Annotated in this window: 15 protein-coding genes; 7 read left to right on the forward strand and 8 right to left on the reverse strand. The window is 66.4% G+C overall.

Annotated features, from left to right (window positions below):
• Positions 1-77 precede the first annotated feature (77 nt).
• From AC3FNH_RS06335 to AC3FNH_RS06360, 6 genes are all read right to left on the reverse strand, one after another.
• Positions 78-1,022 (reverse strand): formyltransferase, encoded by a 945-nt coding sequence (locus AC3FNH_RS06335; protein ID WP_488719600.1) that lies wholly within the window; start codon positions 1,020-1,022, stop codon positions 78-80.
• The gene (locus tag AC3FNH_RS06340) at positions 1,022-1,999 is read right to left on the reverse strand and encodes a glycosyltransferase (RefSeq protein ID WP_276101283.1); all 978 of its coding nucleotides are present in this window, start codon (positions 1,997-1,999) and stop codon (positions 1,022-1,024) included. The genes AC3FNH_RS06335 and AC3FNH_RS06340 overlap by 1 nt, the downstream gene beginning before the upstream one ends.
• Positions 1,978-3,153, reverse strand: coding sequence for a DegT/DnrJ/EryC1/StrS family aminotransferase (locus AC3FNH_RS06345; RefSeq protein WP_488719419.1), 1,176 nt, complete (start codon positions 3,151-3,153; stop codon positions 1,978-1,980). The genes AC3FNH_RS06340 and AC3FNH_RS06345 overlap by 22 nt, the downstream gene beginning before the upstream one ends.
• Before the next feature lie 43 nt (positions 3,154-3,196).
• Positions 3,197-3,568, reverse strand: coding sequence for an EamA family transporter (locus tag AC3FNH_RS06350; RefSeq protein WP_276101285.1), 372 nt, complete (start codon positions 3,566-3,568; stop codon positions 3,197-3,199).
• Positions 3,569-3,578: 10 nt separating this feature from the next.
• Complete coding sequence (locus AC3FNH_RS06355; RefSeq protein WP_488719420.1) at positions 3,579-5,300, reverse strand: glycosyltransferase family 39 protein; 1,722 nt, start codon at positions 5,298-5,300, stop codon at positions 3,579-3,581.
• 295 nt (positions 5,301-5,595) lie between these two features.
• The gene (locus AC3FNH_RS06360) at positions 5,596-6,156 is read right to left on the reverse strand and encodes an HdeD family acid-resistance protein (protein WP_488719421.1); all 561 of its coding nucleotides are present in this window, start codon (positions 6,154-6,156) and stop codon (positions 5,596-5,598) included.
• Positions 6,157-6,335: 179 nt separating this feature from the next.
• Here AC3FNH_RS06360 and AC3FNH_RS06365 point away from each other — a divergent pair, with 179 nt between their 5' ends.
• The gene (locus tag AC3FNH_RS06365) at positions 6,336-7,217 is read left to right on the forward strand and encodes a hypothetical protein (protein ID WP_488719422.1); all 882 of its coding nucleotides are present in this window, start codon (positions 6,336-6,338) and stop codon (positions 7,215-7,217) included.
• 90 nt (positions 7,218-7,307) lie between these two features.
• Here the strand turns inward: AC3FNH_RS06365 and AC3FNH_RS06370 are convergent, their stop codons facing one another.
• Both AC3FNH_RS06370 and AC3FNH_RS06375 read right to left on the reverse strand, forming a co-directional pair.
• The gene (locus tag AC3FNH_RS06370) at positions 7,308-7,610 is read right to left on the reverse strand and encodes an amino acid ABC transporter permease (protein WP_488719423.1); all 303 of its coding nucleotides are present in this window, start codon (positions 7,608-7,610) and stop codon (positions 7,308-7,310) included.
• Positions 7,611-7,801: 191 nt separating this feature from the next.
• Entirely contained in the window at positions 7,802-8,722 is a 921-nt protein-coding gene (locus tag AC3FNH_RS06375; RefSeq protein WP_488719424.1) for an amino acid ABC transporter substrate-binding protein, read from the reverse strand.
• 251 nt (positions 8,723-8,973) lie between these two features.
• On the opposite strand from AC3FNH_RS06375, the gene AC3FNH_RS06380 reads away from it, so the two are divergent.
• The 6 genes from AC3FNH_RS06380 to AC3FNH_RS06405 all read left to right on the forward strand — a co-directional run bounded on the left by AC3FNH_RS06380 (position 8,974) and on the right by AC3FNH_RS06405 (position 15,416).
• Positions 8,974-10,065 (forward strand): acyltransferase family protein, encoded by a 1,092-nt coding sequence (locus AC3FNH_RS06380; protein ID WP_488719425.1) that lies wholly within the window; start codon positions 8,974-8,976, stop codon positions 10,063-10,065.
• 278 nt (positions 10,066-10,343) lie between these two features.
• Positions 10,344-11,582, forward strand: a complete 1,239-nt coding sequence (locus AC3FNH_RS06385) for a GTP cyclohydrolase II (RefSeq protein ID WP_276101292.1) — start codon at positions 10,344-10,346, stop codon at positions 11,580-11,582.
• Positions 11,579-12,883: a URC4/urg3 family protein gene (locus AC3FNH_RS06390; protein WP_276101293.1), complete on the forward strand. Its 1,305-nt coding sequence runs from the start codon at positions 11,579-11,581 to the stop codon at positions 12,881-12,883. The genes AC3FNH_RS06385 and AC3FNH_RS06390 overlap by 4 nt, the downstream gene beginning before the upstream one ends.
• A 110-nt stretch (positions 12,884-12,993) precedes the next feature.
• Positions 12,994-13,683 (forward strand): uracil phosphoribosyltransferase, encoded by a 690-nt coding sequence (gene upp, locus AC3FNH_RS06395; RefSeq protein ID WP_488719426.1) that lies wholly within the window; start codon positions 12,994-12,996, stop codon positions 13,681-13,683.
• Positions 13,683-14,384, forward strand: a complete 702-nt coding sequence (locus tag AC3FNH_RS06400; RefSeq protein WP_276101294.1) for a TetR/AcrR family transcriptional regulator — start codon at positions 13,683-13,685, stop codon at positions 14,382-14,384. The genes upp and AC3FNH_RS06400 overlap by 1 nt, the downstream gene beginning before the upstream one ends.
• A gap of 24 nt (positions 14,385-14,408) precedes the next feature.
• Positions 14,409-15,416 carry a BMP family protein gene (locus tag AC3FNH_RS06405; protein WP_276101295.1) on the forward strand — a complete coding sequence of 336 codons (1,008 nt, stop codon included), beginning with the start codon at positions 14,409-14,411 and terminating at the stop codon, positions 15,414-15,416.
• The last annotated feature ends 2 nt before the right edge of the window (positions 15,417-15,418 follow it).

The raw sequence follows: 15,418 nt of genomic DNA on the forward strand, positions 1-15,418 counted from the left end.
CCACGGCGTGGTTTCCAGGATGCGGCGCGTCAGGTGGTGGCCGATGAAGCCGTTGACGCCAAGAATCAGGACCTTTTTCATCGGTTTTCCTCGTTGGACTGTTCGGTAAGAATGGGGGCAAGCGACTCCGGGGTGACCGGGGACGACGTCGCGGCGGCAAGCAGGGTGTCAATGCGCACCTGGCCGCCGTCGCCGCACAGGCCGACGATCTGGCCCTGGCTGACATGCAGGCCGGGGCGCCATCCGGTCGGCAGCGTAGCCGGCGTAGAGGCGGACAGCGGGCGGCGCGCCTGCGCAACGATGAAGCGCTGGCCGGCAATGTCGGTGAATGCGCCCGGGTAGGGCGGCGCCACCGCGCGGATCAGGTTGTAGACCTCGGCCGCGGGACGGCTCCAGTCGATGCGGCCGTCCTCGGGGCGGCGGCCCGAGAAGTAGCTGCCCTCGGCCAGCACGTTAGGCAGCTGCGGCGTCTTGCCCGCCATCATGGCCGGCAGCGCGCGCCACAGTGTCTGCTCGGCCGCCACGGTGACTTTCTCGAAGACTTCGCCGGCGGTGTCGTCCGGCAGGATCGGCACGGCCGTCTGGTCGACGATGTAGCCGGCGTCGGGCTTGGCTTCCATCGCGTGCAGCGTGGCGCCGGTCTCGGTCTCGCCGTGCAGCACGGCCCAGTTGACCGGCACGCGGCCGCGGTACTTGGGCAGCAGCGATCCGTGCATGTTGAACGCGCCTTGCGGCGCCAGCGTCAGCACGCTGGCCGGGATCATCGAGCGGTAGTAGAAGGAGAAGATGACGTCGGGCCGGGCGTCGCGCACGGCCTGCGCGATCGCCGGGTCGGTCGGATCCTCGCCGTACACGAATGGGATACCCAGTTCCGTGGCGGTGTCCGCCACGCGGCGGAACCAGATGTTCTCGTCGGCACGGTCGCGATGCGTGATGACCAGCGCCACCTCTACGCCGCGCGCATGCAGCACGCGCAGGCAGCGGTCGCCGACATTGTGGTAGCCAAAGACAACCGCGCGCATCATGCCTCCGTCCGTTGGCGGGCCGGGTCCGCCTCAAGGACGGCCTTGATGCGGTAGCGCGGCCGGTCGCGTACTTCCTGGTAGATGCGGCCCACGTATTCGCCGAGCAGGCCCAGGCCGAACAGCAGGATGCCGATCAGGAAGAAGTTCACGGCGAACAGGGTGAACACACCCTGGACTTCCGAGCCGAACAGGAAGCGGCGCGCCACCAGAACGACGAACAGGACCCCGGACAACAGGGACAGGATCGTCCCCATGGCCGAGAACCATTGCAGCGGCACGATCGAGAAGCCGGTGACCAGGTCGAAATTCAGGCGGATGAGCTGGTACAGCGAGTACTTGGACTCGCCCGCGTGGCGCTGCTCGTGGCCGACCTCGATCTCCACCGGACTCGACGCGAACGTGTAGGCCAGCGCGGGAATGAAGGTGTTGACCTCGCGGCAGGCATTGATGGTGTCCACCACGTTGCGGTCATACGCGCGCAGCATGCAGCCCTGGTCCGTCATGCGGATCCGGGTGATCTTCTCGCGCAGCCCGTTCATGGCCCGCGACGCATAACGGCGGAAGGCCGTGTCGTTGCGCTGGCGGCGAATGGTGCCGACGTAGTCGTGGCCTTCGCGCATGGTCTGCACCAGGCGCGGGATTTCCTCGGGCGGGTTCTGCAGGTCGGCGTCCAGCGTGATCACGATCTTGCCGCGCGTATGCTCGAAGCCGGCGAGGATGGCCATGTGCTGGCCAAAGTTGCCGTTGAACAGCACCACCCGGGTCACGTCCGGGCGCTTGTGGAACTGCGCCGCGAGCATCGCCGCCGAGCGGTCGACGCTGCCGTCATTGATGAAAATGACCTCGTACGAGTCGCCAAGGTCGTCGAGCACCGGATACAGGCGGTCGAACAGGGCTTGCAGCCCGTCCTCTTCGTTGTAGACCGGGATGACGACCGAAACCTCGACCGGGCTCATTTGGAGAGACGTTTGCATGTTTCGCTGAGAGTTGCGCAGACCCGTTCCACGTCGGCGGCTTGCATGGCAGGGAAGAGCGGCAGCGTGACGATGCCGCGCCCGATGCGCTCGGCGTGCGGCAGCATGCCTTCGCGCCAGCCAAGGGAACGGTAGTAGGTGAAAAGATGAATCGGGGGATAGTGCACGCCGGTGCCGATGCCGCGCTCGCGCATGGCCTGCATGACGTTGTGGCGCGCCTGCTGCGGGCCGCCTTCCAGGCGCTCCGTGGGCAGCACGACCTGGAACATGTGCCAGTTGGTGGTGGCCTGATGCGGATCCAGCGGCAGCGGCAGTTCAATGCCCAGCTCGGCCAGTCCTGCTTCGGCGGCGCAACGGAAATAGGTTTCGGCCAGTTCCGCGCGGCGCGCGGTGATGCCATCCAGCTTGGCCAGCTGCGCCAGGCCGATCGCGGCATTCACGTCGGTCAGGTTGAACTTGCCCCCGGGCTCTTCCACGTCCATGCCGTCCATGCCGGAACGGATCACGCCCTGCAGGCGCAGGCGCTCGGCGCGCACGGCTTCCTCGGGCGTATTCATCACCAGGCAGCCGCCTTCGACGCTGGTGATGTTCTTGTTGGCCTGGAAGCTGAAGCTGACCAGGTCGCCGAACGCGCCGATGCGCTTGCCCTGCCAGCGCGAATCGATGGCCTGGGCGGCGTCTTCGATCACGCGCAGCCTGTGCTTTGCGGCGATCGCATAGAGCCGCTCCATGTCGACGGGCAGGCCCGACAGGTACACCGGCATGATCGCGCGCGTGCGCGGCGTGATGGCCGCTTCCACGGCGTCCAGGTCGATGTTGCGGGTGCGCGGGTCGATGTCGACGAACACCGGCTTTGCGCCGACCGCCAGCACCACGTTGGCAGTGGCGACCCACGTGATCGGCGTGGTGATGACTTCATCGCCAGGCCCGATATCCGCGATGCGCAGGGCGATCTCCATCGTCGCCGAGCCATTGGCGAAGGTGCGCACGGGGCGCCCGCCGAAGAGCTGGGACAGCGCGTCCTCGAACGCCTGCATCTTCGGGCCGGAGGTGATCCAGCCGGATGCGAGCACCTTGCCGACTTCGGCAATGGTGCCGGCGTCGATCTCGGGCCGGACGAAGGGAAGGAATTCGGAAGCGGCGGTAGCGGTCATCGGGAAGCTTGCCAGTAGAAATGCAGCACAGTTGGGCGCCGGTTCACGAGCGCGCGATCAGGAACACGCCGGCCAGGATCAGCAGGATGCCGCACACGCGCAGCGGTCCGATCATCTCGCCGAACAGCCACCATGCGGCCAGCGCATTCACCACATAGCCGAGCGAGAGCATGGGATAGGCGATCGACACGTCCACGCGCGACAGCCCGACGATCCACACGCCGACGCTGACGACATAGAGCGTCAGCCCGGCCAGCACTGGCCACTGCGTCAGCACGCGCAGTGCCGTCACCAGCAGCGTGCTGCGTTCGATGGTGATGGCGCCGACGGCGTTGACGCCGGCCTTGAGCAGCAGTTGCGCGGCGGCGTTGAGCAGTACGCCGGTAAAGATAAAGGCAAAAGTGGATAGCGTCATGGCGCCGGGTTCAGTCCTTGGAAGATTGCGGCCGGACCTGTGCCGGCAGCGGGAAATTGGCAACGACGATGCGGCGCTTGTCTTCGGCGACCGTGCGCATCGGCACGCCGCGCGCGCTCAGGTCCTGGAACGTGTCGGCCGACATGATGGCGATGGCGTGCGGACCCTGTTTCCAGCGTTCGACAAACGCGTCGACGGTCGGAATCCATTTCTGCGGCTCCTGGCCGACACCGAACTCCAGCTCGTCGGGGTGCTCCACGAGGATGGTAGTCCGGCGCAGGTAGAACGGCAGGGTGTGGTCCAGCAGGCGCACGCTGTAGACCGGCATGTCGGGCGTCAGCACCGCGCTGATCGCGGGCACGAGGTCGGCGCCCGAAGCCGGGCGGCCCATGGCTTCATGCCCGCGCAAGGCCAGTGTCGCGCACAGGAACATGGCCACAGCATAAGCGACGATGCTGGGGAATACGCCACGCGCACGCATCAGGTGACGGGCGAGCAACGCACCGGCGAGCATGCAGGCAAAGGCCAGGCCGATCCACAGCGCGAATTCGCGGTAGACCGCATTGGGCGTGCTGGGCTTGTCGAGCGTTGCCAGGTAAGGGCTGGCCAGCAAGCCGAGAATGGCCAGCACCAGCATGAAGTTCACCTGCCGCCGCCATGAGCGCTCGGTGGTGGTGTCGAGCGCCACGCCAGCCAGGATGCCCAGCGCCGGGAAGATCGGCACGATATAGCCCGGCAGCTTCGAGCCCGACAGGCTGAAGAAGACGAAGATGGCAATGGCCCAGATGGCGGCGAGCAGCGCCGGCTGGAACGGCCGCGGGGCACTGCCGCGTGCCACGCCGGCGCGTTCGCGCACGGCCTGCCACATGCCCGGGAAGGCGCCCAGCCATGGCAGGAAGCCCGCGACCAGCAGCGGCACGAAGTACCACAGCGGGCCCTTGCGCGAATGCACCGTGGAGGTGTAGCGCTGCCAATGCTCGTGAATGAAGAAGAAGTTCAGGAATTCGGGGTTGCGCTCGGACACCAGCCAGAACCAGGGCACGGTGACCACGAGCATCAGCGCGATGCCAGCCACCAGATGCAGGCGGCCCCACAGGCCGAAGTCGCGCGTGACGAGCGTATAGACCACCAGCACCAGCCCGGGCAGGGCAATGCCAACCAGGCCCTTGGTCAGGATGGCCACGCCCACGGCGGCCCAGCACGCCAGCATCCAGTTGCGGCGGGCCGCCGGCGTGGCTTCGGGGTGCTGGGCCAGCAGCATGAAGGCGAGCACGCAGGCCATCGCGCCCGACAGCGCCATGTCCAGCGAATTGAAATGCGCCGCCACGTTCCACATCGGCGCGGCGACCAGCACCAGCCCCGTCAGCAGGGCCGCGCGCGCGCCAAACCAGCGGTGCGCGGCGAGCATCGAAACCAGCAGGCCGATGGCGCCGGACAGCGCCACGCACAACCGCGCCTGCCAGTCCCCAATGCCGAACAGCGTATAGGACAGCGCGGTCACCCAGAGATGGAAGGGCGGTTTTTCGAAGTACTTGAGCGACTGGTAGCGAATCGTCACCCAGTCGCCGCTGACGAACATCTCGCGGGCAATTTCGGCGTAGCGGCCTTCGTCCGAGCGCAGCAAGTGGCGCATCTCGAGCGAGCCGAACCAGACCAGCAGGATGCCGATGCTGATCAGGGCGATCACGCCAACTGACAGACCGGCATAGCGCGAGGTCGATGTACTACGCATAGAACTCCATGGAATTGTCGACGGATGAATGGCTTGCATCGCGTGGCGCGACAGGCAGAACCGACTGCAACTGGGATACCGGGCATGGCGGGAAGCCGTCACAACGCTTGCGGCCGGTCCCCGGTGGACAAGGCAAGCCGTCAGGCCAGTTTTTGACCTGATTTGTGATTCAAGCGTATCTTTTCCCCGGTGCTCCGACCGTCCCTCTCGCGGGCGGCAATGGTAGCACGGGTGAGGCACCCGTCCTGATTTCGGGTGGCCGGTGACCGCCCCGTGGGCAACCGTTCTGCCGAAGTCAGGCTGGCTGGGAAATGGCCCCCGGCCGCATGCTGCGCAGCCGCAGCGCAACCCCCAGGAGCAGGATGCCGCACACGATGGCCCAGGACCCAATCAGCCAGAGCACGGCGAGCGCACCGGCCAATGGCCGCCACAGCACCAGGAAGGCGAACGCGATGCTGACCAGCCCGGTCAGGATCAGCCACCATTCGTTGGGAATCTCCTTCCGTAGGCGCACCGCTGCGACAATCTGCAGCACGCCCGTGGCCAGCGTCCATGCCGCGATATAGATCAGCAGGGACAATGCCGTGATGGTCGGGCTCAGCCAGGTGAGCGCACCGACGCCCAGGCCCAGTAGGCCCTGCAGCGCCAGGATCCAGCGGTCGCTGCTTTCGCGCTGCTTGCCGGAGATCGCCATCAGCAGGGCCATCAGGCCGTCGGCCGCCGTAAATGCGCCGAAGAGGATGATCAGCGCGGCCAGCGTGGCGATCGGGGCGAAGAACGCGCAAATGCCGAAAACCAGCGCCAGCAGACCGCGCAATGCGATCACCCACCATAATTTCGCGTAGTACTGAAGCATGGGATCTCCTGCGAGGTATCGGGGGCGCCAGCCAGGACCGGCCTCCGAAAGCACGGCGAGACTCCGAAAGCACGGCGAGACAGTGCACGGGAAACGCGCTAACTTTGGAACAGGCCGATTGCCAGCCTGATCCAGTCGCGGCCGGATCGGGCGCAAGATCATTCTAGACAGGGATTCATGTGAAGACAAAGGCGCAGCATTTCCGGCGAAACGGCGCTGCGGGCGTGCTGGCACTACTGCTGGCCAGTGTTGCCGGGGCCCAGCAGCGGCCAGATTCGCATCCGGGCCCCATCGCGCCCGGGCCTTCCGCGCCACCATCGGCCGGCGCCGTGCTCTGCGACGCGCCCTGGTTCCGCTCGGGTTCGCACGTGCAGATGGAGGGGGACGGTGCGCTGCCGATGTCGATCACCATGACATTGCGTGATGTCGGGCGCAGTGCCTCCGGGTGCCGCGCGCAACTCGAGGTGAAGTCGAAATCGGCCATGTCGGCGCTGATGGGGCCGCCCGTCATCATGGACCAGGTGCACCAGGTCAATATCGACCGGCGCACGCCCGCGGACCAGACCAGCATCGAAAGCCAGCACGCCGTCATCAATGCCCGTGCGCGCTACGCGCGCATGTATGGCGAGGCGGCGTTCAAAGGCAGCGGGGTGTTCAACTATGCCGGCATGAACCTGCGCGAAGGGACCACGCTGGAGGGCGAGACGTTCGAATCGAGCCTGTCGCTGAAGGTCTATCCGCTCGGTTCGGACGAGGTGGTCAGCACCATGCGCGCGCTGCACGCCTCCATCCATATCAGTTCGCGCCAGGTCGGCCGCCGGCAGATGATCGATACCGTCATGGGCCGCAAGGAATGCCTGCCGATTACCTATGACAAGCGCACGTCCCTCGGGCCGCTGCTGGTCGGTGAAGAAGTCGTGCAGGTCGAACCTTCGGTCATGCATATCACCGACTGGTATTGCCCGGCCGAGGCTTTCGTGCTGCGGACGGAGGTCAGGCAGGACGGGAAAGTGCAGCGCATCGACGTGACGGCGCTGGAGCAGGATACGCAAGCGCCGTAGATCCCCATCGGCAGGCTTCCGGCGCTGCATCCCCGAAATGCAAAAAAGCCCGTGCACACGCACGGGCTTTCTTGCATGGCTAGCCGTGTATCAGCTGGCCGCCGGCGCCGAAGCGGCCTTCTTCTTGCTCTTCTTGGACTTCGACTTGGCCGGTTTCTTGGCTTCCGGGGCCGAGGCGTCGGTCAGGTCGCTGCGGGTGCTCTTGTTGGCGCCCTGGCTGTACGGGTCGAACTTGTCGCCGGTCTTGGCACCCTCGGTGTACGGGTCGAATTTCTGACCGGACTTGGCGCCCTGGGTATACGGGTCGAACTTCTTGCCGCCGGATTGCGCGTGGGCGGCCACAGCAGCCGTGCCCAATGCGAGCGCGATCGCGGTCGCAACGAACTTGTTCATGATTTCTCCTGAGTCCTGCCTGGTTATGCCACCCCGTCGGGCGGTTCCTCGCGGTTGCTCCTCTGGCGGGAGCGACCGGTTTCAGTGTCGCCAAGCTCCTGTCGGGCTGTCAACTTGGGGGCTACCCGGCGGTAGGTCTTATGGAAATCATGGATTGCCACATCAGGCGGCCTGAGCCTGATACGTTGACATCACTCCGTCGCGGTGTCGGACGGATGCTTCCAGGCTTCCCGCACCTGGTTCGACGGGGCCAGGGCGAGGTTGATGCGGCGGCTGCCGATGGGCTGCTGGAACCAGTGCTTCTGCAGCGACGCGATGTCCTGGCCCGCGAAGGTGGTGGCCAGCGTCTGGTCCACGAACTGTTTCCATTCGGGGTCGGCTTTCGACATCATCAGCGCGTTCTGCTCCGTCGAAAGGGCCGGACCGACGATCACATACTGGGACGGATCCTTGGCGCGCGCGCGCAGGCCCGCCAGCAGGACATCGTCCATCACGAAGGCCTGCGCGCGGCCCGATTCCAGCAGCAGGAACGACTCGCCATGATCCTTGGCGTAGATGTCGCGGTAACCGTACTGTTGCTTCAGGCGGCGCACATGGCGGTCGCCGGTGGAGCCGGCGCTGGTGACCACGGTCTTGCCGCGCAGGTCCGCGAAGGACTGGATGCCGGAGTCCGCGCGCACCAGCATGCGCACGGTCGACACATAGTGCGACACGCTGAAGGCCACCTGCTTCTGACGTTCCAGCGAGTTGGTATTGGGCGCGCAGTCCAGGTCCACCAGGCCATTGACCATGGCGGGGAAGCGGTTCTGCGGCGTGAGCGGCATCCAGCGTACCTTGATGTCTTTCAGGCCCAGTTTCTGGCGGGCAGCCTCGGCGACGCGCAGGCAAAGGTCGACGGCATAGCCGGCCGGCTGGCCCTTGTCATCGGCAAACGAGAACGGCAGCGCGGATTCGCGATAGCCGAGCACGATGGTGCCGCTGTCGCGGATCTTGTCCAGCACCGGGCTCTGGGCGTGGGCGCCAAGCGGAGACAGTGCGGCCAGGGACAGCAGCAGGGCAGCCAGAGGACGGAATAGCTTGCGAGGGGAAGCGAACGATTGGATGGACAGCATGTGGAAGGCAGGCGCGGCGCAGTGACGCCAGTTGCAGCAAAGGTGTGAGGGTATACCCGGAACTGGCGCACGAGAAGGACAACTTTGTCATAAGCAAATGCCTTGTCGGCAAGACAAGCGCTCGCCGCCCCGGAAACGGCACATGCTGGTGATTTGTGTAACGATTACGCATTTTGTGACAAATAAGGCGCAAACAGTGCTCGATATGGGGGTAAAATCGCGCCCATCGCATTTGTAACGTTCTTATAACAATGAGCCCCCGTCCTTCGCGCCTGGCGTGCATAGACGCCCTCAAGGCGGTCAGTTCGCAACTGATCGTGCTCCATCACCTGGCGTTCTACGGCCCCATGTCCGACGCAGCCTATTCGCTGGCCCCGGACGCGCTGGACTGGCTGTCGCAGTACGCCCGCATTGCGGTGCAGGTATTCCTGGTCGTCAGCGGCTTCCTGGCGGCACGCAGCCTTGCGCCCGAGGGGCGGCTGACGCTCCGGCAGCATCCGCTGGCCGCGGTCTGGCGCCGCTACCAGAAGCTGGTCACGCCTTATGCCGCGGCGATATTGCTGAGCATCGCGGGCGCGGCCATCGCGCGTACCTGGATGGTCCACGAGTCGATTCCCGCGCCGCCGCACCTGATGCAATTCCTTGCCCATGTGCTGCTGCTGCATAACGTGCTGGATGTCGATGCCTTGTCTGCAGGAGTCTGGTATGTGGCGATCGACCTGCAGTTGTTTGCGCTGCTGGTGACGGCGCTATGGCTGGCGCGCGGGGTTTCGGGCCAGGGTGCGCAAGCGGGCGTCGTTCTGGTGTCGGCGCTGGCGGTGGCATCGCTGTTCTGGTTCAACCGCGATGCCGGATGGGATATTTGGGCGGTGTACTTCTTCGGCGCCTATGGCATGGGCACGCTGGCGTACTGGGCGTCCAACGCCGACCGCTCGGCCATTCCGCTGCTGCTGCTTGGGGCGCTCGGGCTGGCAGCGCTGATCGTCGATTTCCGCCTGCGGATCGCGGTCGCGCTGGCGACGGCCCTGCTGCTGGCGGTGGCCAGGCGCGGCGGCTGGCTCGAAAGCTGGCCGCGCGCGGCGGTGGTGGGCTTCTTCGGCCGCATCTCTTATTCCGTGTTCCTGGTGCATTTCCCGGTCTGCCTCATCGTTAACGCGGTAGTGTCGCACTTCGCGCCGGGCAGCCCGGTGCTCAATGCACTGGGCATGGTGTTCGCCTGGCTGGCGAGCAATGTTGCCGGGACCTTGTTCCACCGCTATGTAGAAAGCACCAACCCGTTCGCCGCGTTGCGAGCACTGCTGGCAGGCGGTCGCCGCAGCGCCCGAGGGGAATCGACGACATAAGCGGATCCGGGCCGCCCGAGCGTGCAATCCGGCGCAAAGCGGCTGAGGACATGAGCGGCACGTGGCTAACCCGGCCCGTGCCGCTTTTTCGTGGTGCGCGTGCACCACAAGCGCCAGAGGCGTGCGATGCCTCAGTGCAAAATGGGGCGCCGTTGCCACCGTGCGACGACCCACCATGGCCCGGAAACGGGCATTGGGTGATGGCACAGAGATTGCCTAGTATGGAATCGTAAACCTGACCGTTTGGTCAGGATTCCATCACGGAATCGAGGGCTCTCATGTCCGACCATATCGTCCTGACTTCGCACGCGCGCCGCGACAAACCGGCCGAGCCGATCCACTGGGGAGCGCCCACGGCCGCGGAACGCGGGCCGGTGATCGCCAGCCTGACAGACCCGGAGCGACGCAATGTGATCGGTACGCATTCGGGCGCCTATGCCATCTACCGGGCCCTCGCCGTGGCCTCGGGCCGCTTGCAGCGCGACCATCGTCCGGACCTGACCGATACCGCGCCGGCCGAAGCGATCGGCCCGCATCCGCAGTGGGCGGACCCGGACAAGATTGTCTCGCTCGACCCGTGGGGCCATCTCGTTTCCAGCGCATTTGCCGACCGCATCGCCGCAGGCGTGGACATCCGTCCGACCATTGCCGTGACGCGGGCGCATATCAACATGCCCGAACTGGCCGCCGCGATTGCCGCGGGACGGCTCAGGCCGGACGGCGACATTCTCCATGCCAACGGCGACGTGCGGGTCACCAAGGCCGCGGTGGACCCGGTCTGGTACCTGCCCGGGCTCGCGCGCCGTTTCGAGATCAAGGAAACCGCGCTGCGCCGAAGCCTGTTCGAGCAGACCAGCGGCATGTTCCCGGAGCTGGTGACGCGGCCCGACCTGAAAGTCTTCCTGCCGCCGATCGGCGGCATGACGCTATATTTCTTTGGCGATGTCGCCAAGCTGGGCCAGCCGGACACGCGCGTGGCCTGCCGCGTGCATGACGAGTGCAACGGCTCGGACGTATTCGGCTCCGACATCTGCACCTGCCGGCCCTACCTCGCGCACGGCATCGAAGTCTGCATCGAGATGGCGCAGCAGGGCGGCGTAGGCCTGGTGGTCTATAACCGGAAGGAAGGACGCGCGCTGGGCGAGGTCACCAAGTTCCTGGTCTACAACGCCCGCAAGCGCCAGGTGGGCGGCGACCGCGCCGAGACCTACTTCGCCCGCACGGAATGCGTGGCCGGCGTGCAGGACATGCGCTTCCAGGAACTGATGCCGGATGTCTTCCACTGGCTGGGCATCCGGCGCATCGACCGCTGGGCGTCGATGAGCAATATGAAGCACGGTGCGCTGGTGGCCCAGGGCATCGAGGTGGTCGAGCAGGTGGCCATACCTGAAGAACTGATTCCGGCGGATGCGCGCGTGGAAATCGACGCCAAGGTGGCGGCCGGCTATTTCACGCGCTACACGCCGCCTGACGCCGACGAACTCGCCCTGGCAAAGGGCAGGGGGTTGAACGAATGAGCACGTATCCCGAAGCGGACCGGCCCGGCGGGCCGGACCAAGGCCTCGGCAGCGGTTGGTACAGTCCGGTGCCGGCGGGGCACCCGGCCGCGGCGCTGCTTTGTGCCGAAGCGGTGCGCACGCATTGCGCGGCGATCACGGAACATGTGGCGGCCGGTCAGTCTGAACTGTTCACCTGGCATCCCGATCGCGTGCATGCCATTGCCGACTATGTGGCCAGCACCATCCGCCAGCGCTACCCCGATCTGCGGGTGCCGTACCACAGCCGCTGGCGCCATTTCGAAAGCGGCGGCTCCGGCGAGCGGCTCGACCGCTGGCAGATCCTGTGCGAGCGCGCCGCGCTGAGCGGCCCCGAGCACCGCGAGGACCGCGCACGCATCGGCATCGACCTGGTCATTCCCAGCGTCCTGCTGGATGCCGGAGCCGGGCCCGACTGGCGCTACCGCGATCCGGCCAGCGACCTGATCCTGACCCGCTCCGAAGGGCTCGGCGTGGCCAGCTTCGACCTGTTCGCGCGCGGTGGCTTTTCGGCCGAGCCGGGCAATCCGCTGCGTGCCGATGCCGAACGCCTGTTGCGCATCGATGCGTCCAGCATTGCCACGGCGTTCCAGGTGGCGCAGCACAATCCGCTGGTCGGCCTGGAGGGGCGCGCCGGGCTGCTGCGCCGGCTGGGCGAAGTCATGCAGGCCACGCCGGCCGTGTTCGGCTCGCCGGCGCGGCTCGGCAACCTGTTCGACTATCTGAAGGCCAATGCGGTCGATGACCGCATCGACGCGAGCTTCATCCTGAAGACGCTGCTGGTGGCGCTGGGGCCGGTGTGGCCGGGGCGGGTCGTGCTCGACGGCATCTCGCTCGGCGATACCTGGCGCCACCCGGCGGCTCCCGGCGGGCTGGTGCCGTTCCACAAGCTGACCCAGTGGCTGACGTATTCGCTGCTGGAGCCGCTCGAGGATGCCGGGCTGATCGTTACCGGACTGGATGCGCTGACCGGGCTGCCCGAGTACCGCAACGGCGGCCTGCTGTTCGATTTCGAGCTGATGGTGCCGCGCGACGCGGGGTTTGCACAGGTGGTGCACGAGGTGCACGAGCCCGTCATTGTCGAATGGCGCGCGCTGACGGTGACCGGGCTGGACCTGGTGGCCGACGGCGTGCGCCAGGCGCTCGGATTGAGCGAGACGGCGTTTCCGCTGGCGCGCGTGCTCGAAGGCGGCACCTGGGCCGCGGGGCGGCGGATTGCCGCCAAGCGCAGGGCCGGCGGGCCGCCGCCATTCGCGATCCACAGCGACGGCACGGTGTTCTGAGCGCCGCGAACGCGCAGTCTTACGCTTGCCCGCCGGCCGACGCCGACCGGCGGTGCAATCCCTGATTTCCACGCCAGTCCGATTCAGTCCGATTGCATAGGAGCGTCACCATGAACGACATGTCTGCCGTCCCCGTGGCACCGGCCGCAGCCGCCAATGCCCCGGTTGCCGCCGCCTCCGTGCTGGTGGTGGACCACCCGCTGGTCCAGCACAAGGTCACGCTGGCGCGCAGCGAGGAGACCACCACCGACAACTTCCGCCGGCTCGTGCGCGAGATCAGCCAGCTGCTCACCTACGAAGCCACGCGCGACCTGCCGATGGAGACCATCGCCATCAGGACGCCGATCGCGCCCACGCAGTCGCCGGTACTGGCAGGCAAGAAACTTTGCCTGGTGTCGATCCTGCGGGCCGGCAACGGCTTCCTCGACGGCATGCTGGAGCTGCTGCCGGCCGCGCGCGTGGGCCATATCGGCCTGTACCGCGATCCGGAAACGCTCGAGCCCGTCGAGTACTACTTCAAGATGCCGGAGGACATTCGGGAGCGGTTCGTGATCGTGGTGGACCCGATGCTGGCCACGGGCAATTCGGCCATCGCGGCGCTGAACCGGCTCAAGGAGAGCGGCGTGACCATGCTCAAGTACGTGTGCCTGATCGCGTCGCGCCCGGGGCTGAAGGCGCTGCAGGCCGCGCACCCGGACGTCGCCATCGTCACGGCGGCCATCGACGAGGAGCTGAACGAGCACGGCTACATCGTGCCCGGGCTTGGCGACGCCGGGGACCGCCTCTACGGCACGCGGTGATGGACGGGCCCGCGACCGCCACGGCGCGGCGCCTGCCCCTGGCGCGGGAAGCGTGCGGCGGGCGCATCCGGCAGGAGAACGAAGCCATGATCCTGCGCGCGGCCGAGCACGTGTTCGCGCGCGCCGGCTTCGCGGGGGCCACCATGGCCGAGATTGCCGTGCGTGCCGGCGTGCCCAAGTCCAACCTGCACTACTACTTCCGCACCAAGCAGGCGCTGTACCGCGCGGTGCTGGCGCACACGCTGCAGCTCTGGCTGTCCGAGACCGAGACCATCCGTGCCGAACTGCCGCCACAGGTGGCGCTCGAACAGTACATCCGCGCGAAGATGCGGCTGTCCGCCAGCCATCCCGATGCCTCGCGCGTGTTCGCCAATGAACTGCTGCACGGCGCGCCGGAGATCGGCGAAGTCCTGCGCCATGCGCTGCGCGAACTGGTGGCGCACAAGGCCGCGGTCATCCGCCAGTGGATCGCCAACGGGCAGATGGCCAGCGTGGATCCGCAGCACCTGTTCTTCACGATCTGGGCCGCCACCCAGACCTATGCCGATTTCGAATCGCAGATTTGCGCCGTGCTCGGTGTGAGCCGACTGGGGCGGCGCGATTTCGAGCTGGCCACCGAGCACCTGGTGGCGCTGCTGCTGCGCGGTTGCGGGCTCCTGCCCATGGCCGCGCCGCTTGCCCGGGATGTGCCAACACCGTAGTACTCAAACAAGGGAGAGAGAACCATGAGGTCTGGACGCAATCGCAGGACCTGGCTGAAGCTGGCCGCCGCAGGCGCAGCCGTGGCCGTCATCGGCACCGTGCCGCTGGCCCACGCGCAGGCGAAGCTGAAGGTGGCAGCGGTCTACACCGTGCCGGTGGAGCAGCAGTGGGTGTCGCGCATCCACAAGGCGCTCAATGAAGCCAAGGCCCGCGGCGAGGTGGACTATGTGTTCTCCGAAAGCGTCTCGAACGCCGACTATGAACGCGTGCTGCGCCAGTATGCGGAGCAGGGCGCAGCGCTGATCGTCGGCGAGTCATTCGCGGTGGAATCCGCCGCGCGCAAGGTGGCGAAGGACTACCCGAAGACGGCGTTCCTGATGGGTTCGTCGGGCAAGCCGCAGGCGCCGAATTTCTCCGTGTTCGATAACTACATCCAGGAGCCGTCCTACCTGACCGGCATGATCGCCGGAGGCATGACCAAGACCAACCACATCGGCATGGTGGGCGGTTATGCGATCCCCGAGGTCAACCGACTGATGCACGCATTCATGGATGGCGCGCGCTCGGTCAACCCGAAAGTGAAGTTCACGGTCAGCTTCATCGGCTCCTGGTTCGATCCGCCCAAGGCCAAGGAAGCGGCCTTCGCCATGATCGACAAGGGGGCCGACGTGCTGTACGCGGAACGCTTCGGCGTATCCGATGCCGCCAAGGAGCGCGGCAAGCTCGCCGTCGGCAACGTCATCAACACGCAGCCGCAGTATCCGGCGACCGTGGTGGCGTCGGCACTGTGGAACATGGAACCGACCATCGGCGCGGCGCTGGCCAAGGTCAAGGCGGGGCAGTTCAGGAACGAGGACTACGGCCAGTATTCGCTGATGAAGTACAAGGGGGCCGAACTGGCGCCGCTCGGGACCTTCGAGGGCAAGGTGCCGGCCGAGCTGATGGTCAAGGTGCGCGCCAGGGAAAAGGCCATCCTTGATGGCAAGGAACCCGTGAAGGTGGTCGAAACGGAGCCGAAGTCCACACCGTAGGC

Source organism: Cupriavidus sp. 22TCCZM01-5, assembly GCF_057798915.1.